A 25,670-nucleotide genomic window follows, 5' to 3' on the forward strand; every position below is an offset into this window, starting at 1 on the left:
GATTCCTACCGGTCGATGTGAATCGATCAGTTGCCATCACGCTACGATCCTGAATGCATGGTCAAGCGCACACCTGGAAGGTAACGACGCGCAAACCCTCAGCCTGGAAACAGATCCAGGATCGACGACAGACGGTTGGTGCTGAGATCGACGTCGCCGAGCAGGCCGCCGCTGGGGAGATAGCCAACCACGAACAGACCGGCGGCTCGTGCTGCCTTAGTGCCGGTGCGGCTGTCTTCCACGGCCACCACCGACCCTGGAGCTACGGCGAGCTGCCGGCAGGCCTCGCGATAGGGCGTGGGGTCGGGCTTGCCGGCCGACACGTCGTCGAGGCTGATTGTGAGACTCATATGATCGAGCACGCCGAGCGCATCGAGATTGGCATTGACGACTTGCCGGCCGGAATTCGAGACGCAGACCTGCGGGACGCCGCGGTCAGCCAGGGTCCGAATCGTCTCGACCGCCTCGGGGATTGGGACGGCGTTCGCCCGGTTCGCGACGTAGTGGGCATTGATAGCGGCGAGCCACTCCGCCTGGTCGAGCCCGACTGGGAGACGCGGACGCAGCATTGTCCAGACGTCGCCCATATGGATGCCGCGAAAGGCTTGGTCGGGCAGGTCGTCAAGATCGACGTTCCAGTTGCGGCAGCCGGCGAGGAGGGATTGATGATGCAACGGCTCGCTGTCGATCAGCGTTCCGTCGATGTCCCAGGCGACGGCACGATACATCACGATGACGATCCCGCTCTGGTCGCGCCAGGAGCCGACAGGCGCGCATAAAGATCGCGATAGCGGCGATAGCCGTCGCGGTAGATGTCAGCCTTGCGCGGGTCGGGATCGAGCCGGTCGGCGAAGCTGACGAAACCGGAAACGCCCGACCAGTCGTCGGTCAGGCCGACGCCGATCGCCGCCGTCCAGGCAGCGCCGATGCAAGAGCCGGGGTGCCCGGTCAGTCGTTGGACCGGCTTTTGCAGGACATCCGCGACAATCTGCATCCAGACCTTGCTGCTCGAGCCGCCGTCGGAGGCGAGATAGCGCTCGGTCCGGTGACCCATGTCGTTGAGCACCTCGATATGATGCGCGATGGCAAAGGCATAGGCCTCGAGCAAAGCGCGCCAGACATGGCCGATATCGTGCGACAGCGTCAGCCCATCGATCACGCCACGAGCCGCTGGATCATGGATCGGCGTCTTCTCACCGAGGAAGTAGGGCAGGATGGTGAGGCCATCGGCACCGGCGGGACGCTCTGCCGCCAGCGCATCGAGCCGCTGGTGTACCGAAATACCCTCGGCCTGTGCCGTGGCCATCTCGCCGCCGGCGAAATTGCGTACGAACCAGTTGAGGCCCGAGCCGCCGGTCGACATGCAGCCATTGGGCATGAACAGGCCCGGCACCAGGTGGTAATCGAGATACATGCGCGGATCGGGCTTGATCTGATCGGTGGCGATCAGGATATCGACCGAGCCGCCGAATTTCAGGAGGACATCGCCTGCTTTGGCAACTCCGGCGCCGAGCGCGGAGGCGATCATGTCGGCCGCACCACCGACGACAGGTGTTCCCGCCATCAGGCCGGTCTCATCCGCGGCCTTCGCCGAGACGGAACCGAGGATCTCATGCGAGGCGATCTTTCGTGGCACGGCCGAGCGCGGTATGTGCGCGAGCGCCACCAGATCGTCGTCGATCCGGTGCGTCGAAACGTCGACGAAGCCGGCCTCCAGCGCCCAGTTCTGCTCGACCGCACGTTCGCCGGTGAGGCGCCAGTTGATATAGTCATAGGAGCCGAAAACGGTGGCGATGCGGCTGAACACCTCCGGTTCGTGACGCTCTATCCAGCGCAGCTTAGCGGTGACGAGTTGTTGGTTGATGCCGTTGCCGGCCTTGGCGATGAAAGCCGTCTCATCGCATTCGGTCCGCAGTTCGGCCACTTCGGCGCCACAGCGGCCGTCGCTCTGCTGGATGCTCGGCCGCAGCACTTCGCCCTGGTCGTCCAGGAGAACCACCGCCGGCAGCATGCCGGTGGTGCCGACCGCCACGATCTCCTCGGCCTTGATGCCGCTGGTCCTGAGCAACTCCTGCACGATGTCGCGGACATTGATCCACCATTGCGCGGGGTCTTCCTCAGCCCAGCCCGCGTGCTCTGAATGTAGCGTGACGGGGCGCGAGGCGAGGCCCAGCACCTGATCGGGAAGCCGGATCAGAATGCCGATCGTCGAGGTGGTGCCGATATCGAGCCCTAGAACGAACGCCATGTCGAATCCATTGAAATGCCGGGAAGGGCAGGCGGGCGAACCTGTCTGCCTCGTTGTGTCCCACTGCTCGATACCAGTCGATCATTCCGGACGCCGGCCCGCAACGATCGATATGATCACCGCGAGCCGGCGGTGGCCGGCATCGCCGTGGAAGCCGTCCTCAGCGCAAGGTGGCGACAACGTCCATGAAGCGCTTGACCCGATCGCCGTCGACGGCGTTCCAGGTATTGCCATCGATCTTGAAATGGGTGCCGATCACGACGCCGCTCGCCAGCGAAAGGACATCGCGGACATTGTCGATGTTCACGCCGGTGTTGGCGAAGACCGGCACGTCCTTGATCGTCTCGCAGACGCTGCGCAGGTGGGACTGGTCGGCCGGCTGGCCAGTGATCGGACCGGAAACGAGGATGGCGTCGGCCATCGACGAGAACACCGCGCTCTTGGCGCGCAATTCAATAGGACGCTGGTCGAGCGAGTGTGCGAACTCTGCATTGATGTTGAAGAGAAGCTTCATGTCGTCGCGGCCAAGATTGTGCCGCAGGCGCGAGGCGGCGGCGCAATCGGGCTCCCACAAGCCCATGTCGGAAGCGAACAGGCCGGTGAAGATCTCGCGCACGAAACGGGCTCCGGTGGCAGCCCCGATCGCGACGCTGGCGGTCGGATCCCAGAGATAATTGACGCCAAACGGCACTTTCAGTTCGGGCTTCACCGCCTGGACGATCGCAGTCATGGCGGCAATGCCTTCGGGCGGCGCCTTGAAGACATAGGGGCGGTCGTTCTCGTTGCCGAACATGATGGCATCGACGCCGCCGCTCTGCAGCTTGCGAATGTCGGAGAGCACGCCATCGATCAGCTTGTCGAGGCCGCCATCGGCATCATAGAGGGGCGTTCCCGGCAGGGCACCGATGTGGGCCATCGAGATGACAGCCTTCTTCTTGTCGCCGAAAAATTCAAATACCATCGAGTCGTCTCCTTGGGGATAAAGTGAGAATGTTGCGCCTCAGTCGCGCGTCAGTGGCGGCGCGATGCGCAGGTCGACCTTGGCCGCGGCGAGCGCCGCGGCGATCTTGGCCGGCGGCTCGGCATCGGTGATGAGGATATCGATGTCCGATAGTGGCGCTATCCGCACCAGCGACATGCGCAGGAATTTGGCGGAATCGCAGAGCACGATCTTGGTGCCTGAGCGTCTCAGATAGGCGCGCTTCATATCGGTATCATCGAAGGAATAGTCGAAAAGGCCGTCCGCCGTGATGCCGGAGACGCCGATCACGGCGACGTCGAACCACAGCGCCTCGAACTGGGCGATGGCCGCGGGTCCGCCGGTCGACATCTCGTCGGCTCGTACGCGGCCGCCGGCAACATAGACTTCGGGCATACCGCCGTTCAGCGCCGCCGCGATCCTGAGGCTGTTGGTGAACACCTTGGCGTGCGGAAGGTCCTTGAGGTGCTCGGCCATCAGATAGGTGGTGGTGCCGACATCCAATGCGATCGTGCGGTATCCCGAAACCAAGGCGGCCGCGGCGGCGGCAATCGCGGCCTTCGGGTCACGGCGCTGGCGCAAGCGCGAATCGAAACTCGGCTCCTCACTGTCCATGGCGACCAGCGGCGGGTTATCGGCCTCGATCGCGCCGCCATGGATTCGCACCAGCCTACCCTCGCGTTCCAGTTCGACGAGATCGCGGCGGATCGTCATGTCGGAAACGGCGAGTTCGGCCGCTGCCGCGGCGACGGTGAGCGACCCCGTCCGGCGCAGGAAAGCGAGGATGCGGGCTTGTCGATCGTGCGCGAGAAGGCGCTGACGATCGGCATCGCGCGGTGCGCCATGCGTGGATGTCTCAGGAGGGGCGGTGTCGTCTGCCATCGATGTATCCGGTGGGTAAGCCGCTGACGAAGCGGTCTGCAGTTTTGACTCTATCGCATGATCAAACATTTTCAAACAAAAATATGTTTGCAGTGTTCGAATTTATTGGTATGCATCTCCATATCAACAGAACGCATTCCGTCACAAAGCAGAGAGAATACGACCATGCCGGCTGTCTCCGTCATTCCTCCAGTGCTTGCCGAACTCGCGGGCAAGCGTGCCTTCGTGACGGGCGGCGGCGCGGGGATCGGTCGCGCGATCGCGACCGCCCTGACGCGGCAGGGTGTCGCCGTGGCGATCGGCGATCTGGATCCCGACGCGGCGCGCAAAGCCGCCGAGGAGATTGGCGGCGGTGCCGCCGCCGTCACGGTCGATGTTCGCCGCCGCGATTCCGTCGAGGCGGCCTTTGCCACTGTGCTGGAAGCGCTAGGCGGCTGCGACATCCTGATCGCCAATGCCGGCGTGTCCACCATGCAGCATGCGCTGGACCTGACCGACGAGGAGTGGGACTTCAACTTCTCCGTCAATGCACGTGGTGTATTCCTGGCAAATCAGATCGCTGGACGGCATTTTGTCAAGCAGGGCACGGGCTGTATCGTCAACACCGCCTCGCTTGCGGCGAAGGTCGGTGCGCCGCTCCTAGCGCATTATTCGGCGTCCAAGTTCGCCGTGCTCGGCTGGACGCAGGCCTTTGCCCGCGAGCTCGCGCCCAAAGGGATACGCGTCAATGCCGTCTGCCCGGGGTTCGTCAAGACCGGCATGCAATCGCGAGAAGTCGAGTGGGAGGCGCATCTGCGGCAAGTCACGCCCGAACGGGTGGTCGCCGACTATATCGCGCAGACGCCGCTCGGCCGGCTCGAGTTGCCGGAGGATGTCGCCGACGTCGTCGTCTTCCTCTGTTCGGATCAAGCCCGCTTCATGACTGGCCAGGGGGTCAACGTGACCGGCGGCGTCTACATGACCTGACGGCTTTTGGCGGCTGTAACCGGATCCTGATGCTGGCACGCGCCATCCAAAAAAGTGAACACATATGATCAGAAGGCAGGCTTTCAATGTTATATTTTGTTCTCTAAGATGACCGTTCGCTCGACTCCGGCCTTCGGCGTTCAGCCGGGTCAGACGGGTTCATGAGGAAAGTCTATGGCGTCTATCGAGCTCGATCGCGTTTCCAAGCTCTACGGCAATGGCAATTACGGGGTGCATGAGGTCGATCTCACCATTCCTGACGGTGAATTCGTGATCTTTCTCGGCCCGTCGGGATGCGGCAAGTCGACGACGCTGCGGATGATTGCCGGCCTGGAGAGTATCTCTTCCGGCGATCTCCGCATCGGTGGCAAGAGCGTCGCCAATGTCGCGCCGCGCGACCGCAACGTCGCGGTGGTTTTCCAGAGCTACGCGCTCTATCCGCATATGTCGGTGCGGCAGAATATGGCCTTCGGGCTGAAGATGCGCGGCACCGACGCAGCGGTCATCGATGCCAAGATTGCGGACGCCGCTAACCTGCTCGGGCTGCAGAATCTTCTCGGCCGCAAGCCGGCAGCGCTTTCGGGCGGCCAGCGGCAGCGTGTCGCGCTCGGTCGGGCGATCGTTCGCGAACCGGCGGCCTTCCTGCTTGACGAGCCGCTGTCCAACCTCGATGCGCAGCTGCGTGCAGAGATGCGGCTCGAACTCGTCAAGCTGCACCGGCGCCTTGGCCGCACCATCGTCCATGTCACGCATGACCAGGTCGAGGCCATGACCATGGGCGATCGCATATGCATCATGCGCGATGGTCGCCTGGTCCAGGCCGGCCGGCCGCTTGAAGTCTATGCCGACCCGGTCAACACCTTCGTCGCGCGCTTCCTGGCGACGCCGCCGATGAACCTCATTCCGGCCACGCTTCAGCCCGCACCTGGCGAAGGGCTCTCCGTCGTGACCGACAGTGGTGCCGTGCTTACCGTCCCCGCCCGCCACCGCAACGCCTATGGCGAGCGTGTCGGGCGCCGCGTCATTCTGGGCGTTCGAGCCGAAGATTTCCACGAACGCGCCGACAAGCCGGACTGGCAGAAGATTGCCGTACGGGTCGTGGCCGTCGAGGCTCTCGGCGCCGAGAACGTCCTGATCGGCCAGATCGCGGGTCAGGCCACCGGCAAGGATCATGCCCACCCCGCCGGAGACGACAAGCCGTTGGAGATCGCCGCCCGCCTGAGCCGTTATTTCACGGCGCCCGTCGGCTCGATCGTCGAGCTCTACATCGACCCGCTGCCAATGCACCTGTTTGATCCCGAGACCGAACTGGTCATCGCGCGGCCGAGCCTCATGGGGGCCACTCGATGATGGACAGAAACGAACGGCCTGCCTTTCGCCGCCGCTTCGGCCTGCATTTCGGGCTGATTGTCGTTTGCGCCATCGTGCTGCTGCCGCCGCTCTGGGTGCTGCGGACGAGCTTCGTGCCCGAGCAGCTATCCTACAGCAACGAGCTGATGCCGGCCTTTACGACGGACAATTATTCGGCGCTGCTGTCAGGTCGCTTCGGTCAGTCCTACCTCAACAGCCTGATCGTCGCGCTCGGCTCGGTTCTGCTCGCTTTGCCTTTCGCCGCCACCACCGGCTATGCCTTCGCCCGCTTCCGTACGGGCGGTCGTTGGGCGCGCTTTGCCGTTCTGGCGACGCAAATGCTGCCGCCCGTGGCGCTGGTGCTGCCGACCTTCACGCTGTTCCGAAGCCTGGAGCTCAGCAATTCGCTGACCGGGCTGATCATCGTTTATGCCGCGCTCAACCTGCCTTTCCTGACCTGGATCCTGATGGGCTTCTTCGAAGGCATTCCAGTCGATCTGGAGTGGGCGGCGATGACCGACGGCGCGACCGCCTGGGGCGCCTTCTGGCGCATTGTGCTGCCGGTGTCGATGCCCGGTATCGCGGCCGCCGGCGTGCTCGGTTTCATCCTGGCGTGGAATGAGTTTTTGTTTGCCCTGGTTTTGAGCGGGCCGAAGACGGCGACCATACCGGTTGCGCTCGCCGCGTTGCAGACCTCGAACGGCGTCCAGATCGCCAAGGTTTCTGCCGGCGTCGTGCTTGCCATCCTGCCGCTGGTCGTGGCTTCCCGCTTCATCCAGCGTTTCATCGTCCAGGGCTTGACGTTCGGCAGCGTGAAATAGGCCGGCCGCTCCGAGAGCCGACATGGCTCGCTAGCCGGTTAGGAAATCGTGGCGGGATCACCGCCGCGTCCAGAGGGAAAGAGGAGTAGAGAGTTATGACTTGGAACAAGCAGACCTTGATCAAAATGCTGATGACGGCCGTGAGCGGGGCAGCTGTTGTCAGCGCATCGCTTCCGGCCAGGGCGGCTGAGCCCATCACCTTGCACGCCTTGATGGAGGACGTGCCGGAAACCAAGATCATCGAAGCGCTGTTGCCCGAATTCGAGAAGCAGACCGGCATCAAGGTCGAGTTCGAGAAGATCGGCTATCCCGACATGCACGACAAGCTGGTGTCCCAGCTGACCGCGGCGCAGAGCTACTACAATGTGCTCGAGGTCGACTTCCTGTGGGCCGGCGAATTTCCGGCCGCCGGCTGGCTCGCCGACCTGAAACCCTTCGTCGAGAAATCCAAATACGACCTGAGCCCCTTCATTCCCTCGACGCTTGACCTGCTCGGCCGGACCAAGGACCAGCTGTTCCTGGTGCCCATGTACAACTACTCGATGGGCCTCCTCTACCGGACGGACCTGATCGGCGACGAGAAGCTCAAGGCCGCCTACAAGACGGCAACCGGCAAGGAACTCGCTTTGCCGACGACCCTCGAAGATTATGTGGCGATTTCCAAATTCATGAAGGCCAATGCAGGCGTCGCCGGAGCCGCGATGCAGGGCCAGCGCGGCGATCCCAACAGCATGGAATTCTCCAACTACCTGTTCTCCGCCGGCGGCAGCTATCTCAATGCCGACGGCAAGGCGAGCCTCGACACGGCAGAGGCCAAGAAGGCGCTCGATCTCTATGTCGACAACATCCAGCACGGCGCCCAGCAGGGTGCCGTGTCGGCGACGCTCGATGACACCATGCGCCTGATGTGCAGCGGTTCGGCCTTCAGCATGGTCACCTATTGGTGGATGCTGCCGCAGATGGACGATGCCGTGAAGTGTCCGACGGTCGCCGGCAAGGTCGGCCTGTCAGTGATGCCGGGTGGCCATGGCGAAAGCGGCGGTTGGGGTTGGGGCATTCCCAAGAACACGACGCCGGAAGAGCAGGAAGCCGCTTGGACCTTCATCCAGTGGGTGCAGAGCAAGGATGTTTCGGTGAAGCGCGCGCTCGAGGGCCACGCGCCCGTGCGCAGCGATGTCTATACCGATGCGGCGGTGCTGGCGAAATATCCCTTCTACAAGACCGCCGAGGATGTGGTGGCGACCGGCAAGTCGTTCCCGATCTTCACCTATTCGGCGCAATACGAGGATCTGCTCGGTACCCAGCTCTCGCTGGCGGCTGGCGGCCAGGCGACATCGGACGCGGCGCTGAAGGCGGCTTCCGACGGCCTGCAGGGGCTCCTCGACAAATAGCGGTCCGGCTCGGCAAGGAGATCCGGCGCGGCGGTGTCAGCCGCGCCGGATCCTGCCCAGACCCCGGATCTTGACGAGATCAGCAATGCCACCCCGACCAAGGCTCGGCTACGATGCACAATGCGATCAAAAAAGGATGGGCTGCCCGTGGCCGCGAGTGGCGGACCGGCTGGGCCTTTGCCTTGCCCGGCCTGCTGCTGCTGGCGATCGTGATGGGCTTTCCGCTGGCCTATGCCTGCATCCTCTCGATCTCCTCGATGACCTTGATCAAGCCGCAGCTTCTGCCGCTTGTCGGGTTCAAGAATTTCGCCTCGATGATCGGCGATGAGCTGTTCTGGAACGCGCTCTGGCTCACCGTGCGCTATTCGGCGGTGACGGTTGTCGGCGAATTCGTGATCGGGCTTGGCATCGCCCTGATGCTCAACCGGACGGTCCGGATGAAGCCGGTCTATTTCGCGGTTCTGACCATTCCCATGGCGATGTCGCCGATCAGCGTCGCCTTGATCTGGCGCATGCTGCTCCAGCCCAATCTCGGCATCGCCAATCATCTGATGGAAACGTTCGGCCTGCCGCGCCTCGACTGGCTGGGCACGCCAGGCATGGCGCTCTGGACGATGGCGGCGATCGACATCTGGCAGCAAATGTCCTTCGTCGTGCTGATCCTCGCCGCGGGGCTCGCCGCTCTGCCGCGCGATCCCTATGAGGCAGCTGAAGTGGATGGCGCACGCGGCTGGCAGCAATTCTTCTACATCACGCTGCCGATGCTTCGGCCGGTCGCGGCGATCACCATCATCATCCAGCTGATCAACGAGTTCCGGACCTACGATCTGCCCTATGTCCTGACCAAGGGCGGGCCAGGCAACGCGACCGAAGTGCTGAGCTTCTTTGCCTATCGCCGTGCCTTTCTCGGCCTTTCGCTCAACGAAGGCGCGGCAGCCGCGTTCGTGCTGCTGCTGATCGTCCTTCTGCTCACCGTGATCTTCTTCGCCGTCCTCGAACGCTCGCAATCGGGAGAGGGCAGGAAGTAGGCTGTTAAGCCTTGAGCAATCTATGCGGTCTATCCTGGCTTGCAGATTGTCGAGGGAACATGAAACGCAAGCCGCTTCTGCTTTTCGCCTTTCCGTTTCTCATTCTGGCGCTCCTGGCAGGGGAGCGCATGGCGACCTTGTTGCTGGGCACCTATCCGGCCAGCCCCACCGCATGGTGGCTATGGCTTGAACTGCGCCCTCTGTCGACGGTGCTTTGGCAGCAGGTCGATGTCTGGCTGGGCGGCTCGATGGCTGTCGACGCCGTCATCCTTGCCGTGGCAGCGATCGTCTGCTGGGTGGCGTGCCATACCAAAAAGTCGGCATTCTCGTTCCTCGCCAACCACGTCGCCTTGATTTTCGCTGGCCTGATGATCGCCGTCGGCAGCCATTCGGAAACGGCGAGCACGATTGCCGAATTCACCTCGCCCAAGGGTCTTCCGTATTCGCTGGCCGTCGATTTCACCTTGAAGAACAGCCTGGTTCTGCTTTTGGGCATCGTGGCCTGTGCCTACTGCCACATCGCCTTCCTCACTGAGGCGCGGGAGCGGTCCGTCCGGTCCATCCGCATCCTGGCGCTGCAGCGCGATCTCTAGACCGTTCGCTACCTGTACCCTGCACGATCTGGGCTCTATGGCGTCTAGTTGATCCGGCGGTAATAGACCTTGCCGTCGGGCTGCTGGATGCGCTGGTAGTTGGAGCTTGGGGCAGGCGGCGAGGCCGACGCGATTCTCTTCCTGGGTGCGGGCGCTTCGATGACGCCGGGCTCGCTCGCGCTCTCGCCGTCGAGGGCTTCGGGCGCTTGCGCCAGCGTGCTGGTGGCGAATTCGGACGGTTCTTCCGCACCCGGCATGGCCTCGCCGCCGGCGACCGGTACATTCTGCCCCAGCCGGGCAATGCCGGCATCGATCTCGTTGAAGCTGCCTTGCAACTGGCTGTCCAGTTTCTCGAACCGGCTCTGAAAACCGTTGTTGACCGTGTCGAGCCGGGCCGCGATCCGCTGCTCGAACGCGCCGAGCTGCTCCAGCCGCGCTTCGACGAAACGCAGGTCGCTCATGCCCCGATAGAGATAGACCGCGGCCGCCATGTTGACCGCGGTGATCAGAAGCGCGCCACCGGCGACGATGACGGCGATCGTCTTTGCCTTGCTGGGTTTCCCAGTGGCAGCCGGTTCGCGCTGTTCCTGGTTTCCGATATCGATCGCCGGCATGTCCGGTTCGCTGATCATCGTCATTGGACCACCACCTTTGCGCCGACCGCGACGCGTTTGAAAAGATCGATCACATCCGTGTTGGTGAGACGAAAACAACCCGATGTCCCGTCGAAGCCGACACCCGATGGGTCGTTGGTGCCGTGTATGCGGTAGAGCGTGTCGCGCCCGTCCCGCGACAGGTAGAGCGCCCTTGCGCCGAGCGGGTTGTAGGGGCCGGCGGGCACCATTTTCGGCAGCTCCGGCTGGCGGGCCCGCATTTCCTGCGGCGGGCGCCACTCCGGCCATTCGGTCTTCGCCCCGACCTTGACGATTCCGGTCCAGCCGAACCCGTCGCGCCCGACGCTGATCTGGTAGCGCAGCGCCTGGCCCTGGCGGGTCACCAGGTAGAGCGCCTTCTCGTCCTTGCGGATGATGATCGTTCCCGGCTGCTCGGCGGTCGCGAAGGCAACCGCCTTGCGCAGGCTGGGTCCCATCGCCGGCAGCGGCGGCCGCTCCGAAAGTGCTGATCGCGCCTCGGCGAAGTCGTGCACGGACAGCGCCAGCGCCACGCCGAGCACGCAGGCGCCGGCGAGCTTTGGGACGATCCGATATCTATCGGGCAGCGTCATCGAGCCGCTCTTTGAACATCCGCTTCAGGTCCTTGTTGAAGCGCGCCCGCCCATCCACCTCCGATGGCGGAATGGCCCTGTTCAGCGCATCGGTCAGAAGCGCATTGTCCAGCGCCACCGACTTGATGTGCGGCGCCTTGAATATCTTTTCGAGCTCGCTGCGCGAAAAATGGTTCCCGAACCATTTGCGCTTGTGCTTGTTGGCAACCAGCGTGATCGAGACGGCATTGCCGCGCAGCTCGCGGATCTTCTTGTAGAGCCGCTTGCCTTGCCGCAGCGACGCGACATTGAGTTCGAAGACGATGAAGATCTCGTCGCTCGTCGACAGCACGGAATTGTGCCAGGGCGTTTCGAGATTGGGCAGGTCGATGACGATGTCGTCGAAGCGGTAGGCGACGAGGTCGAGCAGCCGGAAAACGAAATCGCTGCCATGCGGCTCGAATGGCAGTTGCGGCCGCTCGAATGCGTAGAGCGTGAGCCCGGACGGGCGCGACAGCTTGATGACATCCATCAACTCGACATCGAGCCGCTCCGGCTGGCCGATGATGCCGGCAAGGTCGAACTGGTTGAACAGATTGAGATAGGCGCCGCAATTGGCGCTCTGGAAATCGAGGTCGACGAGGCAGGTGGACGCCGCGCGCTCGGCCGATTTCGACGCCAGGAATTCGGCCGCCGACAGCGCCAGCGTCGTCGCGCCGGCGCCGCCGCTGGCACTGATGAAGGTGATGATCCGGCTCTTCGTTCCCTGGTTGCCGGTGTCGTGGAAGGTCACCGCATTGAGCAGCTCCTTGCCGTCGAGCGGCTTGTGCAGCCAGTCCGAGGCGTTCATGCGCACCAGAACGCGCGTCTGCTCCGAGGTCAGCTCGTCGGAAACCGCGATCAGCGGCACGCTGGCCCACAGCGCGCGCGCCTCGACGATGCCGGGCCTGCCGAGCAGCTCGCCATTGCCGAGATCGAGGATGACGATGCCCGGGCGCGTATCGGCGGGCGGCCCCTTGAGGAAGTCGCTCGTCTCGGAAACCCTGACGTCGTAGATCGCCAGCGCGTCGAGCCGCGTCGCCACATCGCGCTTGAAATTCGGATCCGACGAAAACAGCGCCACCTGCTTGCGCTTGGTCGGCGTAACCTTGGTGTTGATGGCATTCATGACGCGGTACTCTTCAGGTCTTCGCCCGTGACCGTGCTCAGCATGGAGGGCATGGTGAGATTGTTGAATCCAAGCAGACCGCCCAGGAAGAAGAACTCGAAGGTGATGGTCTTCAGGCTGACGGTGATTGTCGGCACTGGTCCTCCAAGGCGGGTCTGATAGCCCAGGCCCGTCGCGCTGTAGGTGACCACTATGTTGTCGCGGTGCAGGCGCGGAAAAAAATGGCACATGCCGGGCCGCGTGGTCGGTCGCTCTGCCGGGGTGATTGCCGGGCAGGTGTCGTCGTCGGTGTAGGCCGTGTCGCCGCGAAAGATGCGGCTGAAATTGACGGCATTGAAGGCGCCGCCATTGGTGCAACCTCCCGTGCCGGCGGTATATGTGCAGACGAACGGGCCATAGGCAGCCGCCACCACCGGCGCGCCCGGTGCCGAGATTGGCGCGGCTATCGCCAGCGCGGTTGCAACCGGATCAGAGATCGACGCCAGACGGGCGCCGAGCTGAACGGCTTTTGTCGCCGCGTTCCATTGATACAGCGCATAACCGAAATCGACGAAGCCCAGCACGAGCGTGAACAGTAGCGGCGTTACGATGGCCATCTCCACCATCGCCGCGCCGGCGTCTGATTTTGTGAAACGCTTGATCATGATCAGAACCGGATCAACCGCTCCTCGTGAAAGCCGTTGAGCGTGATCGGACCGATGCTGAGAAGCGACAGCATTCCGACGTCGCTGTAGTCCAGGGTGCCAGCGGCCCTGACGATGCAGACCTGTGCGGTGGTCGAGCGATACTGTGTGACGCCGGCGACAACGGCGTCATGACAGGAACCGGAGGCGGCGATGGTCACTGTAACATCCGCTTTCTGCCAGCCGCTGACGCGGGCGTTGCCGGTACCGGCGGCATTGCCGAACACCGCGATATTAGTAGCGACGTTGGCGCAGTCGATGGTCAATCCAGCATTGGTATACAACTGACTGTTGCAGCGCGCCGCAAAGCGGGCACCGTCTGAAAGTCCTGCCTCCATCAGCAGCTTTTCGTGGATCAGATTGCCGAATTCAAAGACACCCGCCGACAGGACCAGCATTAGTGGGGCGATCAGCGCCATCTCGACTAGCGCCGTCCCACTCCGATCGTGTCTAAATCTATGCAGCTGGCGGTAAAGCGATGCGATCATGGCCGTCACCGGTAAAGTTGGGCTTCGTCGCGAAGGAAATTGTCAAGCGTGCCCTGGCCGCCGCGCCCGGTTATGTCGACCAACTCCACCATGACCGACGCTCCGGTTGAGGCTCCTCCGACTGGCTCGGTGATAAAAAAGCTTGCAAATGCTTTGACGGGAAGATTTGTGCTGTTGCCGTTTAAATCATTTCCAGCCGCCTGTAGTGCACTACAGTCTAGGAGCGCGCCATATAGCAGTCGGCGATCAACAGTTGTAACCGGAGGCTGGCAAGAACTCGGCGGCGTTCCCACCTCGCCACCTGCCGAAGCTGTTCCGACCAGCCCCGCCGACGTCTCATATTTATAAACGTCGTAGCGGGTTGGCGTGTTCGTGGCCCATGAAGCGGGATAAGAAGCAGAACCGAAGTTGGTGCTCCAATAGGTGGAAAAGCTCCAGTTTCCATCGCCCATCCGACCGCCCATATACGGCGTTGTGACATCCCTTGGCAGGCCCATATTTGGGGTGCCGAACGTCAACTGGTTATATTGTGGGCACTGATTGCCGCCCCCATTGCCATTGCCATTGCCACCTCCTCCGGACGATGCGCCCTTTCGGACGTTGGCGGCGGGTCCATACTCAGGGCTGTTGAATTGGTTTCCGCTCGATCTGATGCCAAAGCGGACATTGAACGCATCCTGGACTGGTCCTGTATTCTGGCCAGTCTTGGTGCTTACGCCCTGCGCCGAATAGCATCCAATGGGCGTCGATGTGGCGATCGTCTGCGCAAGCGCTTGCGCCCCGTTACCAACACCCGCTGGCGGCTCCAGGAAGCCGAAATTACCCGGGCCGTACGCAGCGTTGTTTCCTACCGTACGCAGTTCGATAAGCCGGCGACGGATTGCCGGATCCGCCGCAGCCTGCTCGAGCGTAACGCCGCCTGCTGAGTTCGTCCCGTTCACCATCTCGTATGGGTTACACATGAAGACTGGGGTGTAGTTGCAAACACCGGAGGTGAAACCTGCGACGGCGACTGCATCGACATTGAAGCTGCCGCTTGCACCGGCTGTGACAAAAGAGGCTGGGAAGATCGCAGCAAAGCCGGTGGGAACGACCGTCACTTGGATAAACCGTGTCTGGGTCTCTCCTGTGGCTGGACTAGCATCGGCTAAATAATTAGCCTGATTGGCGGTTGTTATCCTGGTTCCGTCATTCGCGGGAATAGCTTTCAAGAAGCACCAGGAGATACTCCCGGCGCTATTGCACACCTGCGTGCCGCCCGGTTGACCGGAAGTCAGCCCAACCCGGCCTGCCGTCGAGAAGTTGCTCTCGTTGTCGACCAGCATGGCCATGGCACGCTCTGCCCGCGCCCAGGAACCGCTCGACCCGTCCAGTTCCGCTGCCGCCGCAAGTGCAAAGGCGTCTGCGCCCTTCTGCAGATCGTTATGGAGGTTGTTGACCCGGCTCATGTCGATTGCCAGCAGCGAAAAGCCGATGAGCGCCGGCAGCGTGATGCTGACGAGGATCAGCGCTATTCCCCTCTGGTCTTGCCAGAACGCGCGAATGGTTCGCAGCATGGCGTTACTCTTTGCTCCCCTGACGCCAGGTTTCCTCGTATTGCCCGGCGCGCTGAAACCGCATCCCTCTGTCCGATGTCCTAGTTCGTTGGTGTGCCGACATTGACCGTGATGGCCGGCGGCGGTGGCGGTGGCGGTGGAAATTTGTAGCGCTGGGCTACAGATGCCGCGCGTGCGCCGTCGCCTTCGATCTTCGTATTCCTGGAAGCCGGATTGAGCGGATCGACCGTTTGCAGCATCGAATTGAACTTCTGCGTGTCGCCGGCGGCCAGGGTCACCCTATCATAATGGTTCAGATAGTCCGCGGCGCAACCCGACAGCGCACCCGCGCATAGAATGAGGATCAAGGCGCTATTTTTTGACATAGAGCATCTTGTCCTTCGATTTGAAGTCGAGCATGTGGCCATAGGGGCCTGTAACGCCTTCGCCCAATTCATACTTGCGGACCATGTCCTTGGTCACTTCAAGCTGGCCGAGCACGAAGAATTCCGGGTCGTTGGCGGGGCGCGTCTTGTCGAACGGCGTGGCCAGTTGCTCGCCGGGCTTTACTGGTCGCACGATATGCGGCGTGACGATGATAACCAGTTCGGTTTCTTCCTTCTGGCTGCTCGAATTGCGGAATAGAGCACCAACGATCGGGACCTGGCCGAGCCATGGGACTTGGTTTTGGTTCTTGACGCTTTTGCTGGACAGAAGTCCGCCGACCGCGAAGCTCTGTCCGTCGCGCAACTCCACCACTGTTGCCAGTTTGCGATTGGTGAAGATCGGATCGCCGGCGGTGGTGAAGCCGGTCAGGTCGCTGACTTCCGGGGCAAGCTTGATGTGAATTTTGTCGTCGGCGAGCACGACGGGCGTGAACGTAAGATTGACGCCAAACTGTTTGTATTCGATGACGACCTCATCATCGACAATGCGACGCACGGGCACTTCGCCGCCCGCGTTGAAATTAGCTGGTTCTCCGGAGAGGGTGGTGAGGTTCGGTTCGGCCAAAGTCCGTACCACCCCCTTCGACTCAAGCGCCTCGATAATCAAATCGACCTTGATATTACTGTCGATGACCCGTGTGATAAGCGCCGCAAACGGATTGCTGTTCGACAGGAGGCCGCTGACGAGATCGCCTGCGCCAAGCACTGCTCCGTCCTTGTCGACGGTGGCGACGCCAGTTCCAACCCGGGTCGTACCGCTGCTGTTTCTGCTCTGGATCGACACGCCGAGATCGCGGCCGGCATTGCGCTTGGCTTCCAGCACGCGCACTTCGAGATTGACCTGCTGGCTGTCGTCTACGATCACCGAGTTGATGATCGCGTTGGGGCCGTATTGCTGCGCGACCTCCAGTATCGCCGCCAGTGTGGCGCCGTCCTTGACATGGCCGCCGAGCCTGACTTTGCCATTGACCGAGCCGATTTCGATGCGTGACTTCGGCGCCACTTGGCGGATTGCCTGCGCCATGTCGCTGACGTCGACGCCGACCTCGATCTGGAGGGCGCCGAGCGAGCGCTTGTCCGTGGAAAAAAGATTGACCGTGGTGGTGCCGGCGCCTTTGCCGATGACATAGAGCGTGCGGTCGGTCATCGGCTGGGCGTCGGCGATCTTCTCGTCGCCCACGACGATATCGCCCAGATTGGCACTCACCTGGATCGTCACCGATTGCGACATCGGCAGGAAAATCCGGTGCACGCTGGGTGTCGACACGTCGATGAAGCGGTCTGCAGCGTGAACCACGAAGCTCAACGACAGCAACGCAGAGAAAAAGGCCAGAACGGCGGTCAGTGATCCCCGAAACACGCGCATTAACGCTACCCCCTCGCCGGCTGATTCGGACTCCACATATCTTGATAGCCGGTGTTATTTTTGTCGCGGCACATCATATGTTTCGAGCTTTATACCTCTAAAGACGCCGACTGTCGCCCGCGCCGGTGCTTCCGGCTGCACATATTTGACAACTTCTTTCACCTGCGGCGCAGATGCCACAGCGTGAGCCGGCTTGACCTTGCTCAGCTGATCAAGTCGGCTTCCCACTTGTTCCACGGCTTGGGTCAAACCGGCGATCTTGTCTTCGGCGCGCTTGCGCTCCTCCGCGGCCGCGGCTTCCGCTACGGCCTTCTTGTCGAGTTCCGCCTGCCTGGCGGCGACGTCTGCCGGCGTTTCGCCGGTCAGGTCGGAAAGTGTCACCCGCTCGGTCGTCTCGCCCTTGTTGGCGGCGGCCTGGCGCAGCGCCAGCGACAATTGGCCGGCCCCTGCCGCCAGTGTGAGCTTCTGGGCGTCCTTGGTGCTGGCCTCGAGCGTCACCGACTTCACGACCGTCGGGCTGTCCTTGCTTTCGTCGGCCACCTGGTCGACCGCGAGCACCTTCATGCTCTGTAGCAGCACATCTACAAAACTTTGGTCCGCGCCACCATCGCCGCGCGCGGTTCGCGTCAGCAGCACATCGACCCGGTCGCCCGGAAAGACGAAGCCGGCGACGCCAAGCACGTCGTTGACGCGAATGGATACTGCCTTCATGCCTTCGCCAAGCACCGCCGAAAGCGTGGCGCGCTGGCCTGGCCCGGTGATCTTGCTGGTAAGAATAGGCTCATTTGCGCTGATTGTCTGAAGCGCCTGCCTTGTGCCTTCGCCTGCCAATGCATCCTTTGTCGTCTTGAACGCCCCTGCTGGTATTGCGCCCGCCGGCCAGGGAATTTCGCGCAGCTTGTCGGCGCTCAACGGGTCGCCGAATTTGAGCGGCATAGCCGCCACCACGACCGTGTCTCGTTGGGCACCATCCCCCTTTGCCATCGCATTACGCTGGCCAGCCAGCCAGATATTGGCGAGCACCACCGCCAACACGCCGAACACGCCGGCGAGGACGATCATGATAACTGTATTGGCGCGCATAGCCCCTAGCCCCAAATCCTATGCGGGAATCGCCCGCCTCGACCGGCTTTCAGGCCCGGATCAAACAACCCGGGCCTGAATTAAGAAGTTAGGCGCCGTCAGGATCGCAGGCCGCGATATCGCCTACAGCGATCAGACTGTCGCAAAGCGACGTGAACGAGTCTGTAACCCAAGCTCCGATCCCCAGAACGACCAGGATTGACGCTGTGGCGATAATGCCAATCAGGATAGAGTATTCGACCATGGCAGCGCCGTTTTCGTCGTCGCGGAACTGCCGGGTCATCGTCATGAGCTTCTTCATGTCAATTTCTCCCTTTGGAGGTTTGAACCCGACGAGACAGAGCAAAGGATGAAATCCATACCCAAGCATCCCCCGTCATCTCGATCCTAGGTCCCGAGAAAACGGAGAGTCAAACGAGATTAAGGGTTCCTTAACTTTCATATACGTGATTCGGCAAGAAGATTGCAAAGTCCGATCTTGCCAACGGGTTGATTCGTTTCACTTTTCAATCGCCTTAACCATTCGTTCACAATTCAGTCTCGGATGTGACGAAATTAGGGAAGCATTAGCAGTACCGCATATTCCTTTATATCTAAGGACTTAAGTGGGTATTTTTTCGTTTTCGTGGGACGGACGAATAGAGTCTGAGAGCCGCCGATGAAATCGGGAAAACCTGCGTGCCTTACATGTCAAATAAACAAGGGATTGCCGGCTCTTGCTCTTAACTATGTCTGAAGTAATGGCTGCGCGCGGGGCATCCAGGCGCTTGTGCCCTCGTTGGTTAACGTTTAGTTTCCGCTAATGCGTGTCCGAGGGGAGTATAAGCGATTATGCTGGGGCGGTTCATCAAGGGGCCAAGTGAGCAGCAGGCAGCGCCGAAGGTAGACTCGCTGGCTGTACAGCCTGTTGCTTCTGCCATTTTACCAGCGGCCGATACTGAAGCGCATGGCGACGATTTTCTGACGATCAAGGTCGAGTTGCATCGCCACTTGATCGATCGCTTCAATCTGGCCGCTCTTGAAAGTGCCTCCAAGGATGAGATCCTGAATGAGATCCGTCCGATCGTACGCGAGTTCGTTCGCGCTCGTGCGGTGCCGCTGAACGCACGCGAGCTCGATCAACTGACCAGCGACACCGCCGATGAGATGCTGGGACTTGGGCCGATCGAGCCGCTGCTCAAGGACGATTCCATTACGGATATCCTGATCAACACCCACAAGCGCGTCTTCATCGAGCGGCGTGGCATCGTCGAAGAAACGCCAATCCGGTTCCGGGATGAGGCGCACCTGCTGCGCGTCATCAACAAGATTGTCTCAGCAATAGGCCGCCGCGTTGATGAATCTTCGCCAATGGTCGATGCGCGGCTGGAAGACGGTTCGCGCGTCAATATTGCGGTGCGGCCGATCTCGGTCGACGGCCCTCTGGTGTCGATCCGCAAATTCTCCAAAAACCCCTATTCGCTCGAGCGTTTGATGGCATTCAACTCTATCCGTCCGCCGATGATCGAACTGCTGCGGATCGCGGTGCAGGCGCGCAAATCAATCCTGGTTTCCGGCGGCACCGGCAGCGGCAAGACCACCTTGCTCAATGCATTGTCGAGCTACATTCCCTCAAAGGAGCGGCTGATCACCATCGAGGATGCGGCCGAATTGCAGTTACAGCAGCCGCATGTCGGCCGGCTGGAGACGCGCCCGCCCAATGTCGAGGGCAAGGGCGAGGTGCGTCAGCGTGAATTGCTGAAGAACGCCTTGCGCATGCGGCCCGATCGCATCATCGTTGGCGAGGTGCGCGGCGAAGAGGCTTTCGACATGCTGCAGGCGATGAACACCGGCCATGAGGGGTCGATGACAACAATCCATGCCAACACCCCGCGCGATGCCATCTCGCGGCTCGAACAGATGGTCGGCATGGCCGGCATGCCGATGACGCATGAGTCTATCCGGGCGCAGATCGCCTCCGCCATCGATATCATCGTCCAGACACAGCGTCTTTCGGACGGCGGACGGCGCGTCACCTCCATATCGGAACTGACCGGCATGGAAGGCAATGTCGTCCAGCTCCAGGAAATCTATCACTTCGTTCGCCGAGAGGTCACAGCCGAAGGCAAAGTCATCGGAGATTTTCGCGCAACCGGTGTCCGTCCGCGCTTCGCTCCGGAGGCCGCGACGCTTGGCCATCATTTTGCCAAGGATGCCTTCAACCCGCAGGTTGCCCTCTGATGCCGACCGGTCAGGCTTTGCTCTATTTCATTTACGTGCTCGCGGCGGCGTCGGTAATTCTCGCCGGCGAGGCCATGTATCTTTCCTTTGCCAAACGCCGTTCACGGATTGGCGCGGTCAACCATCGATTGAGGCGATTGACTGATGACGTTTCGGCTGAACAGACCCTGCAAGTGTTGCTGCGCGAACGCGGGCTGTCGAAATCGGGGGACTTTCTTTTTGGTCTGGTCGGACTGAACAGGCTCTACACCCAATCCGGTGTTACCGGAAATCCGCTGTCTTTCGCCGCGGCATTCCTTTTAGCAGGGCTGGTGCTGGCGTTGCTGCTGTCGATCGTGCTGGGTTTCTCGACATTGGTGTCGTCCATGGCTTTTGGGGCCGTCGGATTTGTGTTGCCGCTTCTGATTCTTCGCCGGGCTCGCAATAGGCGAATCCGGAAATTCGCCAAACAGCTCCCTGATGCACTCGACATGATCGTTCGTTCACTGCGGGCCGGACATCCAGCTTCGGTCGCTGTTGGTCTGGTCGCGCGCGAGATGCCGGATCCGCTCGGCACCGAGTTCGGCATTGTCTCCGATGAAATCACCTTTGGCCTCAGCATCGAGCAAGCCGTGCGAAAGCTTTCGCAGCGTGTCGGCTTCGACGGCCTTCATCTGCTTTCGGTGTCGCTGTCGATCCAGTCCAAGACGGGCGGCAATCTGACCGGAATCTTGTCCAATCTTTCGTCGGTGCTGCGCGAAAGGCAGAAACTTAGGATGAAGATCAAGGCGCTTTCCGCCGAGGGTCGGGTGTCTGCATGGATTATCTCCCTGTTCCCGCTCGTGATTTTTCTGCTCCTTCAGCTCACTGCTCCAGCCTACTACGGCAAGGTTTGGCATGACCCGGTGGTCATGCCGGTGTTCCTGATTTTTGGGCTGTGGGCGCTGCTGGGCGATTATATCATGTATCGAATGGTCAGTTTCGATTTCTAGCAGGACGAGGCATAGACTTGTTTTCGACTATTCAAGATCTCAGTGTTCTGGTCTCCGCCTCCGTCTTTCTGGCGGCGGCGGCACTTTTTCTGTTCGGCGCTCTTGTTTTTTTGCCGGCTCTCCAAACACGAAGGTTGGTCGCACAAAGCTTGCTCGCCGAAGGTATCGCCGATCGCCGTTCGCTGGTCGGACAGGAGCAGCTCGCCAAGATCGCAGCGCAGCGACCGGTCGATGCATATTTTCGATCGATCGAGAAGGAGCGGGACGAGCCAAATGCCCTTGAAGCGAAACTTTTCCGCGCCGGCTTCTACCAGCGCAGCGCCCCGCTCATCTACACCCTGTCGCGGCTTGGTGCGGTCAGTGTAGGATTTCTGGCTGTCTATGCGGTCCTGACTCGAGTGCTCCCGCCTTCCTTGCCCGGTTTCATAGGCTTTGCCGGGGCTGGCCTGTTCGGGCTCGCCTGCATCGTGATTCCAAGCATCATGCTCGATCGCTTCGAGAATGCGCAGAAGGAAATCTATCGTCGGGGCTTTCCCGATTTCATGGACATGATGATCACCTGTGCCGACGCCGGCATGAGCCTGGAGGCAGCAGTCGAGCGCGTCAGCGGTGAACTGGCCGGCACCCACAAATGGCTCGGCATCCAGCTAGCGATCATGAATTTGCAGTTGCGCGCTGGCAAGCCGCTGCGGGAAGCACTGCGAGAACTTGCTGACCGCATCGGACTCGATGAGGCGCGGGCTTTGGCCATACTGTTCCGGCAATCGGAGGAACTCGGCACCAGTTTGACGGACGCTTTGCGTGTTTACAGCGAAGAGATGCGCAGTCAGAGAATTCTGAGTGCCGAGGAGCGCGCCAATTCACTGCCCGTTAAAATGATGATTCCGTTGGGACTCTGTATATTCCCAGTCGTGATGATGGTTATCATGTTGCCGGTGATCATTCGCATGAGAGGCGTTTTCTTCTAGTTTGGTATATCATTTGGCCCTAATGTGAGTCGGGGACCCAGGGGACGGACGTATGAAGAGGGTTATCGCGGCCGCGGCCTGTCTGCTCATGGCGGTGCTTGCCGGTTGCCAGACGGCGGACGTAACCGACGGTGTCGTTCGCACGAACGAGCCGTCGAAAGGCGACGTAACGTCTTTTGGCGATGCTTTCGATGGGCTGAAAACGGTCAGCGACGTCGAATATTATGCCTCGGACCAGGCTGTCGCCGAAGCCAAGAACCAGTTCCGCGCCGAGAATTACGGCAATGCCGGCGCCCTGTTCTTCAAGGCGACGCAACTGGCGCCCAATGATGGCAACGCCTGGATGGGACTGGCCGCCTGCACCGACCGGATCCACCGCTTCGACCTTTCCGACAAGGCCTATGCCAGGGCCTTCAGGCTGGTCGGCGCGACACCCGAATATTACAACAATGTCGGCTATTCCTACCTGCTGCGCGGCAAGCTGCAGGATGCCCGCTCGAATTTCCTCAAAGCTTACGAACTGGCGCCCAACGACCCGACCGTCGCCAACAATCTGAAGCTTTTGTCGTCAAGCGTGCAGAACGTCGAGCGCTAGCATGCTGCTCGTCGAGGCACTGCTGCTGAAGGCGCTCGCCATCCCTCTGCTGGCAAGGATTGCCTGGCTCGATTTCACCACCCAGAAGATTGCCAATCGCGACGTGTTGCTGCTGCTCTGCCTGGGCGCCGGGGGTTTGCTGCTGCTGTCAATCCAATCCGGATCGTGGTGGGATATGGGGCTGAGCGCCGGTGCAGGGCTTCTGTTGTTCGTCGCGTTCTTGCCCTTCTGGGTCTTGCGCAAGATCGGCGCCGGTGATGTCAAGCTGCTGGCGGTCGTGCCATTCCTGATCAGCGGCGGCGCTCTCGCGGTGTTTTCGGTGCTGCTTCTGGTTTTCGCTTTGGCAACCGCGGTGATCGTGAAAAACCCGTTCATGCTGCCCGCGGGCGCTTTTCGGCTTGTCGTGCAGCATCTGGACCGCAAGGGCGTCGTGCCATTCGGCGTCCCGATCGCGCTAGCCGCGATCTGTACGCTGGCGTTCCTGATCTACAGGAGTTTGATGGTCGCGAGCAGCTCTGGAATCCTCAACCAGCTCAACTGACCCTGACATCTCACGCGGCTGAATTTGTCAGGGAGATTTGACGGACCAAACGAAAAACCCCCTTGCTCGGCGGGTCATTGGCGTAAATCTGCACCATAGACAAAAATGTACCATAGCTGAGGGCAGGGAGTCAAGAAAAAATTCCTATCGTGAAACGCTGCCGGTGCTGGGGCGCTCCGTTCAGTCCCGCAGCAGATCGAACATCAGCTTGAAGAAGCGGTCCGCGTCGACCTCATGGGCGATGCGGGCATTGTCCTTTTCACCGCGCTCGCCCCAGTAATCGGCGATGGTCGCGCCGAAGGCGTAGGTGCCGGACAGATCGACGCCGATATGGGCAGGGCGCGTGCGCACCAATGTCGGGTCGATGGCCAGCGCCAGCGCCAGCGGATCGTGCATGGCGCCGCCGACGCCCATCGAGTTGCGGTGCAGCTTCTCGTAGAACAGCAGCCAGTCGTTGACGAGCCGGCCGAGCGGCGTGTCGATGGTGGCGAGTTCGGCATATTGCGGCGCCTCGATCAGCACCTGCATGGTGACGTCGAGGCCGACCATCAGGATCGGCACGCCGCTGTCCAGAACGATCTTCAGCGCCTCGGGGTCGCAGAACGCGTTGAACTCGGTCGGCGTGATGATCTCGCTCTTGCGGTAGAACACGCCGCCCATCCAGATCAGCTCCTTGATCTTGGGCAGCACGTCGCGATGCTTGAGGATCATCAGGCCGATATTGCTGAGCGGGCCGGTGGCGACGACCAGGATCGGTTCGGGCGCGGCGCGCAGTCTGTCGGCCAGGAAATCGACGGCGTGCTGGTCAACCGGCTTGATCGTCGCCTGCGGCAGGTAGGGCGAGCCCTCGAGCCCGCTTGGTCCATCTGCGGTGCCGAGCACCAGCGGGCGCGCCAGCGGACGGTGACAGCCCTGCGCGACAGGCACGTCGCCGGCGCCGATATACTCCAGGATGCGCAAGGCATTGGCGGTCGTCTTCTCGACTTCCGCATTGCCGCAGGTCGTGGTGACGCCGAGTAGCTCGATGGCCGGCGAGCGATGCGCCATGACCAGCGCGATGGCGTCGTCGTGGCCGGGGTCGCAGTCGAACAGGATAGGAGTTGGCTTGGTCATCATGTCGTCTTTCACGCCGCCCGCTCGTAGCGCGCTATGGTTTTCTTGAAGCCGTCGAGGAAACGCCGACCGTCCAGGCCGGTGCAGATGCGGGTCGTTTTGGGCCCGCCGCCGGGCAGCAACTGCCGGCCGCGATAGGCGACGGTCTGGCCGCGCGCCAGCCGGCCGTCGAGCACGACGTCGGCGAACAGCGGCTCGGTCATCGTCGCCAGGCCGGGATCGAAAGCCAGCGCCACGGTGATCACGTCGTCCATCGGGAACCCGACGAGGTCGAAGAATTCGCGCCAGATGTCGATGTAGATCGGGAAGCTGTCGGCGATCATCTCAAGGACGGGATTGTCCCTTGCCACGGCCTGCATGTCGGCGATGTCGTCGCGGGTCAGCATCGAATCGGCGACGCGGTTGTCCTCGCAGATGTCGAGCGGGACGAGAATCTTCTCGACATCGGCGTTCAGCACGATGCGCGAGGCTTCCGGGTCGGCCCAGATGTTGTATTCCGACAAGGGCGTGATGTTGCCCGGTGTCTGGAAATTGCCGCCCAGTACGACCAGCCGCTTCAGCGCAGCGGTCAATCCTGGCTCCTGCAACAGCGCCATCGCCGCGTTGGTCAAGGGACCGGTCGTCACCAGCGTGATCTCGCCCGGATTGGCCATGACCGTCTCGATGATGAAATCGACTGCGTGTCCTGATGTGGCCTGCCGCACCGGCGTCGGCGCCGGCGGGTTGAACTTCTTCAGGCGATCGCCGAAACGGGCAACGAGCCGTTTTTCGAAATGCACCGGCGCCTCCATGTCGGCCTTGGCGTTGCCGACGATCGGCCGCCACGCGCCGGCGTGAACCGGGATGTCGTCACGCCCGGCGAGCGTCAGCGTGTTGAGGACGACGTTGGTGACCTGCTCGATCGGGCCGGCCGCACCGGTCACGGTGGTCACGCCCTCGAGCCGGAGCCTCGGATTGACCGCTGCAAACAGCACGGCGAGAATATCGTCGCCGGCCGAATCCACGTCGAGGATTATGCGTTCCATAGAGGT

General features: G+C 61.5%; 27 protein-coding genes. 11 read left to right on the forward strand and 16 right to left on the reverse strand.

Going from position 1 to position 25,670, the window contains the following annotated elements; translation table 11 throughout:
* Nucleotides 1-98: 98 nt before the first annotated feature.
* From NKJ00_RS00290 to NKJ00_RS00305, 4 genes are all read right to left on the reverse strand, one after another.
* Nucleotides 99-728 carry an HAD family hydrolase gene (locus NKJ00_RS00290; RefSeq protein WP_292336009.1) on the reverse strand — a complete coding sequence of 210 codons (630 nt, stop codon included), beginning with the start codon at nucleotides 726-728 and terminating at the stop codon, nucleotides 99-101.
* Nucleotides 728-2,248: an FGGY-family carbohydrate kinase gene (locus tag NKJ00_RS00295; protein WP_352628283.1), complete on the reverse strand. Its 1,521-nt coding sequence runs from the start codon at nucleotides 2,246-2,248 to the stop codon at nucleotides 728-730. Before NKJ00_RS00295 ends, NKJ00_RS00290 begins: the two co-directional genes overlap by 1 nt.
* A 160-nt stretch (nucleotides 2,249-2,408) precedes the next feature.
* Nucleotides 2,409-3,209, reverse strand: coding sequence for a BtpA/SgcQ family protein (locus NKJ00_RS00300; RefSeq protein WP_023809131.1), 801 nt, complete (start codon nucleotides 3,207-3,209; stop codon nucleotides 2,409-2,411).
* A gap of 39 nt (nucleotides 3,210-3,248) precedes the next feature.
* The gene (locus tag NKJ00_RS00305; RefSeq protein ID WP_352628285.1) at nucleotides 3,249-4,109 is read right to left on the reverse strand and encodes a DeoR/GlpR family DNA-binding transcription regulator; all 861 of its coding nucleotides are present in this window, start codon (nucleotides 4,107-4,109) and stop codon (nucleotides 3,249-3,251) included.
* A gap of 165 nt (nucleotides 4,110-4,274) precedes the next feature.
* On the opposite strand from NKJ00_RS00305, the gene NKJ00_RS00310 reads away from it, so the two are divergent.
* The 6 genes from NKJ00_RS00310 to NKJ00_RS00335 all read left to right on the forward strand — a co-directional run bounded on the left by NKJ00_RS00310 (nucleotide 4,275) and on the right by NKJ00_RS00335 (nucleotide 10,258).
* Complete coding sequence (locus NKJ00_RS00310; RefSeq protein WP_352628739.1) at nucleotides 4,275-5,075, forward strand: SDR family NAD(P)-dependent oxidoreductase; 801 nt, start codon at nucleotides 4,275-4,277, stop codon at nucleotides 5,073-5,075.
* Nucleotides 5,076-5,249: 174 nt separating this feature from the next.
* On the forward strand, nucleotides 5,250-6,425 hold the full coding sequence (locus NKJ00_RS00315) for an ABC transporter ATP-binding protein (RefSeq protein ID WP_352440768.1): 1,176 nt from the start codon (nucleotides 5,250-5,252) through the stop codon (nucleotides 6,423-6,425).
* Nucleotides 6,422-7,246: a carbohydrate ABC transporter permease gene (locus NKJ00_RS00320; protein WP_081734746.1), complete on the forward strand. Its 825-nt coding sequence runs from the start codon at nucleotides 6,422-6,424 to the stop codon at nucleotides 7,244-7,246. Before NKJ00_RS00315 ends, NKJ00_RS00320 begins: the two co-directional genes overlap by 4 nt.
* A gap of 95 nt (nucleotides 7,247-7,341) precedes the next feature.
* Nucleotides 7,342-8,637 carry an extracellular solute-binding protein gene (locus NKJ00_RS00325; RefSeq protein WP_352628287.1) on the forward strand — a complete coding sequence of 432 codons (1,296 nt, stop codon included), beginning with the start codon at nucleotides 7,342-7,344 and terminating at the stop codon, nucleotides 8,635-8,637.
* 113 nt (nucleotides 8,638-8,750) lie between these two features.
* On the forward strand, nucleotides 8,751-9,665 hold the full coding sequence (locus tag NKJ00_RS00330; protein WP_127395315.1) for a carbohydrate ABC transporter permease: 915 nt from the start codon (nucleotides 8,751-8,753) through the stop codon (nucleotides 9,663-9,665).
* A gap of 59 nt (nucleotides 9,666-9,724) precedes the next feature.
* A complete protein-coding gene (locus tag NKJ00_RS00335; RefSeq protein ID WP_352628289.1) occupies nucleotides 9,725-10,258 on the forward strand; it encodes a hypothetical protein in 534 nt (177 codons plus the stop codon).
* Nucleotides 10,259-10,302: 44 nt separating this feature from the next.
* Here NKJ00_RS00335 and NKJ00_RS00340 read toward each other — a convergent pair whose 3' ends face one another.
* The 10 genes from NKJ00_RS00340 to NKJ00_RS00385 all read right to left on the reverse strand — a co-directional run bounded on the left by NKJ00_RS00340 (nucleotide 10,303) and on the right by NKJ00_RS00385 (nucleotide 18,532).
* A complete protein-coding gene (locus tag NKJ00_RS00340) occupies nucleotides 10,303-10,896 on the reverse strand; it encodes a hypothetical protein (RefSeq protein WP_352628291.1) in 594 nt (197 codons plus the stop codon).
* Complete coding sequence (locus tag NKJ00_RS00345; protein WP_352628293.1) at nucleotides 10,893-11,483, reverse strand: L,D-transpeptidase; 591 nt, start codon at nucleotides 11,481-11,483, stop codon at nucleotides 10,893-10,895. The genes NKJ00_RS00340 and NKJ00_RS00345 overlap by 4 nt, the downstream gene beginning before the upstream one ends.
* On the reverse strand, nucleotides 11,467-12,630 hold the full coding sequence (locus NKJ00_RS00350) for a CpaE/TadZ family protein (RefSeq protein WP_127366254.1): 1,164 nt from the start codon (nucleotides 12,628-12,630) through the stop codon (nucleotides 11,467-11,469). Before NKJ00_RS00350 ends, NKJ00_RS00345 begins: the two co-directional genes overlap by 17 nt.
* Complete coding sequence (locus NKJ00_RS00355) at nucleotides 12,627-13,235, reverse strand: TadE family protein (RefSeq protein WP_352628295.1); 609 nt, start codon at nucleotides 13,233-13,235, stop codon at nucleotides 12,627-12,629. Before NKJ00_RS00355 ends, NKJ00_RS00350 begins: the two co-directional genes overlap by 4 nt.
* 41 nt (nucleotides 13,236-13,276) lie before the next feature.
* Nucleotides 13,277-13,801 carry a TadE/TadG family type IV pilus assembly protein gene (locus tag NKJ00_RS00360; RefSeq protein WP_352628297.1) on the reverse strand — a complete coding sequence of 175 codons (525 nt, stop codon included), beginning with the start codon at nucleotides 13,799-13,801 and terminating at the stop codon, nucleotides 13,277-13,279.
* Between the two features lie 5 nt (nucleotides 13,802-13,806).
* Nucleotides 13,807-15,357 (reverse strand): TadE/TadG family type IV pilus assembly protein, encoded by a 1,551-nt coding sequence (locus tag NKJ00_RS00365; protein WP_352628300.1) that lies wholly within the window; start codon nucleotides 15,355-15,357, stop codon nucleotides 13,807-13,809.
* A gap of 80 nt (nucleotides 15,358-15,437) precedes the next feature.
* Complete coding sequence (locus NKJ00_RS00370) at nucleotides 15,438-15,722, reverse strand: hypothetical protein (protein WP_352628302.1); 285 nt, start codon at nucleotides 15,720-15,722, stop codon at nucleotides 15,438-15,440.
* A complete protein-coding gene (locus NKJ00_RS00375; RefSeq protein WP_352628305.1) occupies nucleotides 15,709-17,148 on the reverse strand; it encodes a type II and III secretion system protein family protein in 1,440 nt (479 codons plus the stop codon). Before NKJ00_RS00375 ends, NKJ00_RS00370 begins: the two co-directional genes overlap by 14 nt.
* 54 nt (nucleotides 17,149-17,202) lie before the next feature.
* Nucleotides 17,203-18,231, reverse strand: a complete 1,029-nt coding sequence (gene cpaB / locus NKJ00_RS00380; RefSeq protein ID WP_352628307.1) for a Flp pilus assembly protein CpaB — start codon at nucleotides 18,229-18,231, stop codon at nucleotides 17,203-17,205.
* Between the two features lie 88 nt (nucleotides 18,232-18,319).
* Complete coding sequence (locus tag NKJ00_RS00385) at nucleotides 18,320-18,532, reverse strand: Flp family type IVb pilin (protein ID WP_352628309.1); 213 nt, start codon at nucleotides 18,530-18,532, stop codon at nucleotides 18,320-18,322.
* 530 nt (nucleotides 18,533-19,062) lie between these two features.
* On the opposite strand from NKJ00_RS00385, the gene NKJ00_RS00390 reads away from it, so the two are divergent.
* From NKJ00_RS00390 to NKJ00_RS00410, 5 genes are read left to right on the forward strand one after another with little or no spacing between them, the layout of a single operon-like run.
* Nucleotides 19,063-20,451, forward strand: a complete 1,389-nt coding sequence (locus NKJ00_RS00390; protein WP_352628311.1) for a TadA family conjugal transfer-associated ATPase — start codon at nucleotides 19,063-19,065, stop codon at nucleotides 20,449-20,451.
* The gene (locus NKJ00_RS00395) at nucleotides 20,451-21,422 is read left to right on the forward strand and encodes a type II secretion system F family protein (protein ID WP_352628313.1); all 972 of its coding nucleotides are present in this window, start codon (nucleotides 20,451-20,453) and stop codon (nucleotides 21,420-21,422) included. The genes NKJ00_RS00390 and NKJ00_RS00395 overlap by 1 nt, the downstream gene beginning before the upstream one ends.
* A 17-nt stretch (nucleotides 21,423-21,439) precedes the next feature.
* The gene (locus NKJ00_RS00400) at nucleotides 21,440-22,390 is read left to right on the forward strand and encodes a type II secretion system F family protein (RefSeq protein ID WP_352628315.1); all 951 of its coding nucleotides are present in this window, start codon (nucleotides 21,440-21,442) and stop codon (nucleotides 22,388-22,390) included.
* Between the two features lie 52 nt (nucleotides 22,391-22,442).
* Nucleotides 22,443-22,985, forward strand: a complete 543-nt coding sequence (locus NKJ00_RS00405) for a tetratricopeptide repeat protein (protein WP_352628317.1) — start codon at nucleotides 22,443-22,445, stop codon at nucleotides 22,983-22,985.
* Between the two features lies 1 nt (nucleotide 22,986).
* Entirely contained in the window at nucleotides 22,987-23,526 is a 540-nt protein-coding gene (locus NKJ00_RS00410; RefSeq protein WP_352628319.1) for a prepilin peptidase, read from the forward strand.
* A gap of 180 nt (nucleotides 23,527-23,706) precedes the next feature.
* On the opposite strand, the gene NKJ00_RS00415 is transcribed toward NKJ00_RS00410, so the two are convergent.
* Together NKJ00_RS00415 and NKJ00_RS00420 are read right to left on the reverse strand one after the other, a co-directional pair.
* Complete coding sequence (locus NKJ00_RS00415) at nucleotides 23,707-24,654, reverse strand: nucleoside hydrolase (protein WP_352584258.1); 948 nt, start codon at nucleotides 24,652-24,654, stop codon at nucleotides 23,707-23,709.
* The gene (locus tag NKJ00_RS00420; RefSeq protein WP_352628321.1) at nucleotides 24,651-25,664 is read right to left on the reverse strand and encodes a nucleoside hydrolase; all 1,014 of its coding nucleotides are present in this window, start codon (nucleotides 25,662-25,664) and stop codon (nucleotides 24,651-24,653) included. Before NKJ00_RS00420 ends, NKJ00_RS00415 begins: the two co-directional genes overlap by 4 nt.
* Between the last annotated feature and the right edge of the window lie 6 nt (nucleotides 25,665-25,670).

This window comes from Mesorhizobium sp. M0227, assembly GCF_040321855.1.
Taxonomy (GTDB): domain Bacteria; phylum Pseudomonadota; class Alphaproteobacteria; order Rhizobiales; family Rhizobiaceae; genus Mesorhizobium.

Excerpts from the sequence above, each read along its gene's own strand:
- NKJ00_RS00345 (WP_352628293.1), bottom strand. The coding sequence starts at position 11,483 with ATGACGCTGCCCGATAGATATCGGATCGTCCCAAAGCTCGCCGGCGCC.
- NKJ00_RS00310 (WP_352628739.1), top strand. The coding sequence starts at position 4,275 with ATGCCGGCTGTCTCCGTCATTCCTCCAGTGCTTGCCGAACTCGCGGGC.
- NKJ00_RS00305 (WP_352628285.1), bottom strand. The coding sequence starts at position 4,109 with ATGGCAGACGACACCGCCCCTCCTGAGACATCCACGCATGGCGCACCG.
- NKJ00_RS00350 (WP_127366254.1), bottom strand. The coding sequence starts at position 12,630 with ATGAATGCCATCAACACCAAGGTTACGCCGACCAAGCGCAAGCAGGTG.
- NKJ00_RS00375 (WP_352628305.1), bottom strand. The coding sequence starts at position 17,148 with ATGCGCGTGTTTCGGGGATCACTGACCGCCGTTCTGGCCTTTTTCTCT.
- NKJ00_RS00340 (WP_352628291.1), bottom strand. The coding sequence starts at position 10,896 with ATGACGATGATCAGCGAACCGGACATGCCGGCGATCGATATCGGAAAC.
- NKJ00_RS00410 (WP_352628319.1), top strand. The coding sequence starts at position 22,987 with ATGCTGCTCGTCGAGGCACTGCTGCTGAAGGCGCTCGCCATCCCTCTG.
- NKJ00_RS00355 (WP_352628295.1), bottom strand. The coding sequence starts at position 13,235 with ATGGTGGAGATGGCCATCGTAACGCCGCTACTGTTCACGCTCGTGCTG.
- NKJ00_RS00320 (WP_081734746.1), top strand. The coding sequence starts at position 6,422 with ATGATGGACAGAAACGAACGGCCTGCCTTTCGCCGCCGCTTCGGCCTG.
- NKJ00_RS00360 (WP_352628297.1), bottom strand. The coding sequence starts at position 13,801 with ATGATCGCATCGCTTTACCGCCAGCTGCATAGATTTAGACACGATCGG.
- NKJ00_RS00315 (WP_352440768.1), top strand. The coding sequence starts at position 5,250 with ATGGCGTCTATCGAGCTCGATCGCGTTTCCAAGCTCTACGGCAATGGC.
- NKJ00_RS00290 (WP_292336009.1), bottom strand. The coding sequence starts at position 728 with ATGTATCGTGCCGTCGCCTGGGACATCGACGGAACGCTGATCGACAGC.
- NKJ00_RS00295 (WP_352628283.1), bottom strand. The coding sequence starts at position 2,248 with ATGGCGTTCGTTCTAGGGCTCGATATCGGCACCACCTCGACGATCGGC.
- NKJ00_RS00335 (WP_352628289.1), top strand. The coding sequence starts at position 9,725 with ATGAAACGCAAGCCGCTTCTGCTTTTCGCCTTTCCGTTTCTCATTCTG.
- cpaB (WP_352628307.1), bottom strand. The coding sequence starts at position 18,231 with ATGCGCGCCAATACAGTTATCATGATCGTCCTCGCCGGCGTGTTCGGC.
- NKJ00_RS00325 (WP_352628287.1), top strand. The coding sequence starts at position 7,342 with ATGACTTGGAACAAGCAGACCTTGATCAAAATGCTGATGACGGCCGTG.
- NKJ00_RS00385 (WP_352628309.1), bottom strand. The coding sequence starts at position 18,532 with ATGAAGAAGCTCATGACGATGACCCGGCAGTTCCGCGACGACGAAAAC.
- NKJ00_RS00420 (WP_352628321.1), bottom strand. The coding sequence starts at position 25,664 with ATGGAACGCATAATCCTCGACGTGGATTCGGCCGGCGACGATATTCTC.
- NKJ00_RS00365 (WP_352628300.1), bottom strand. The coding sequence starts at position 15,357 with ATGCTGCGAACCATTCGCGCGTTCTGGCAAGACCAGAGGGGAATAGCG.
- NKJ00_RS00395 (WP_352628313.1), top strand. The coding sequence starts at position 20,451 with ATGCCGACCGGTCAGGCTTTGCTCTATTTCATTTACGTGCTCGCGGCG.
- NKJ00_RS00300 (WP_023809131.1), bottom strand. The coding sequence starts at position 3,209 with ATGGTATTTGAATTTTTCGGCGACAAGAAGAAGGCTGTCATCTCGATG.
- NKJ00_RS00330 (WP_127395315.1), top strand. The coding sequence starts at position 8,751 with ATGCACAATGCGATCAAAAAAGGATGGGCTGCCCGTGGCCGCGAGTGG.
- NKJ00_RS00370 (WP_352628302.1), bottom strand. The coding sequence starts at position 15,722 with ATGTCAAAAAATAGCGCCTTGATCCTCATTCTATGCGCGGGTGCGCTG.
- NKJ00_RS00390 (WP_352628311.1), top strand. The coding sequence starts at position 19,063 with ATGCTGGGGCGGTTCATCAAGGGGCCAAGTGAGCAGCAGGCAGCGCCG.
- NKJ00_RS00405 (WP_352628317.1), top strand. The coding sequence starts at position 22,443 with ATGAAGAGGGTTATCGCGGCCGCGGCCTGTCTGCTCATGGCGGTGCTT.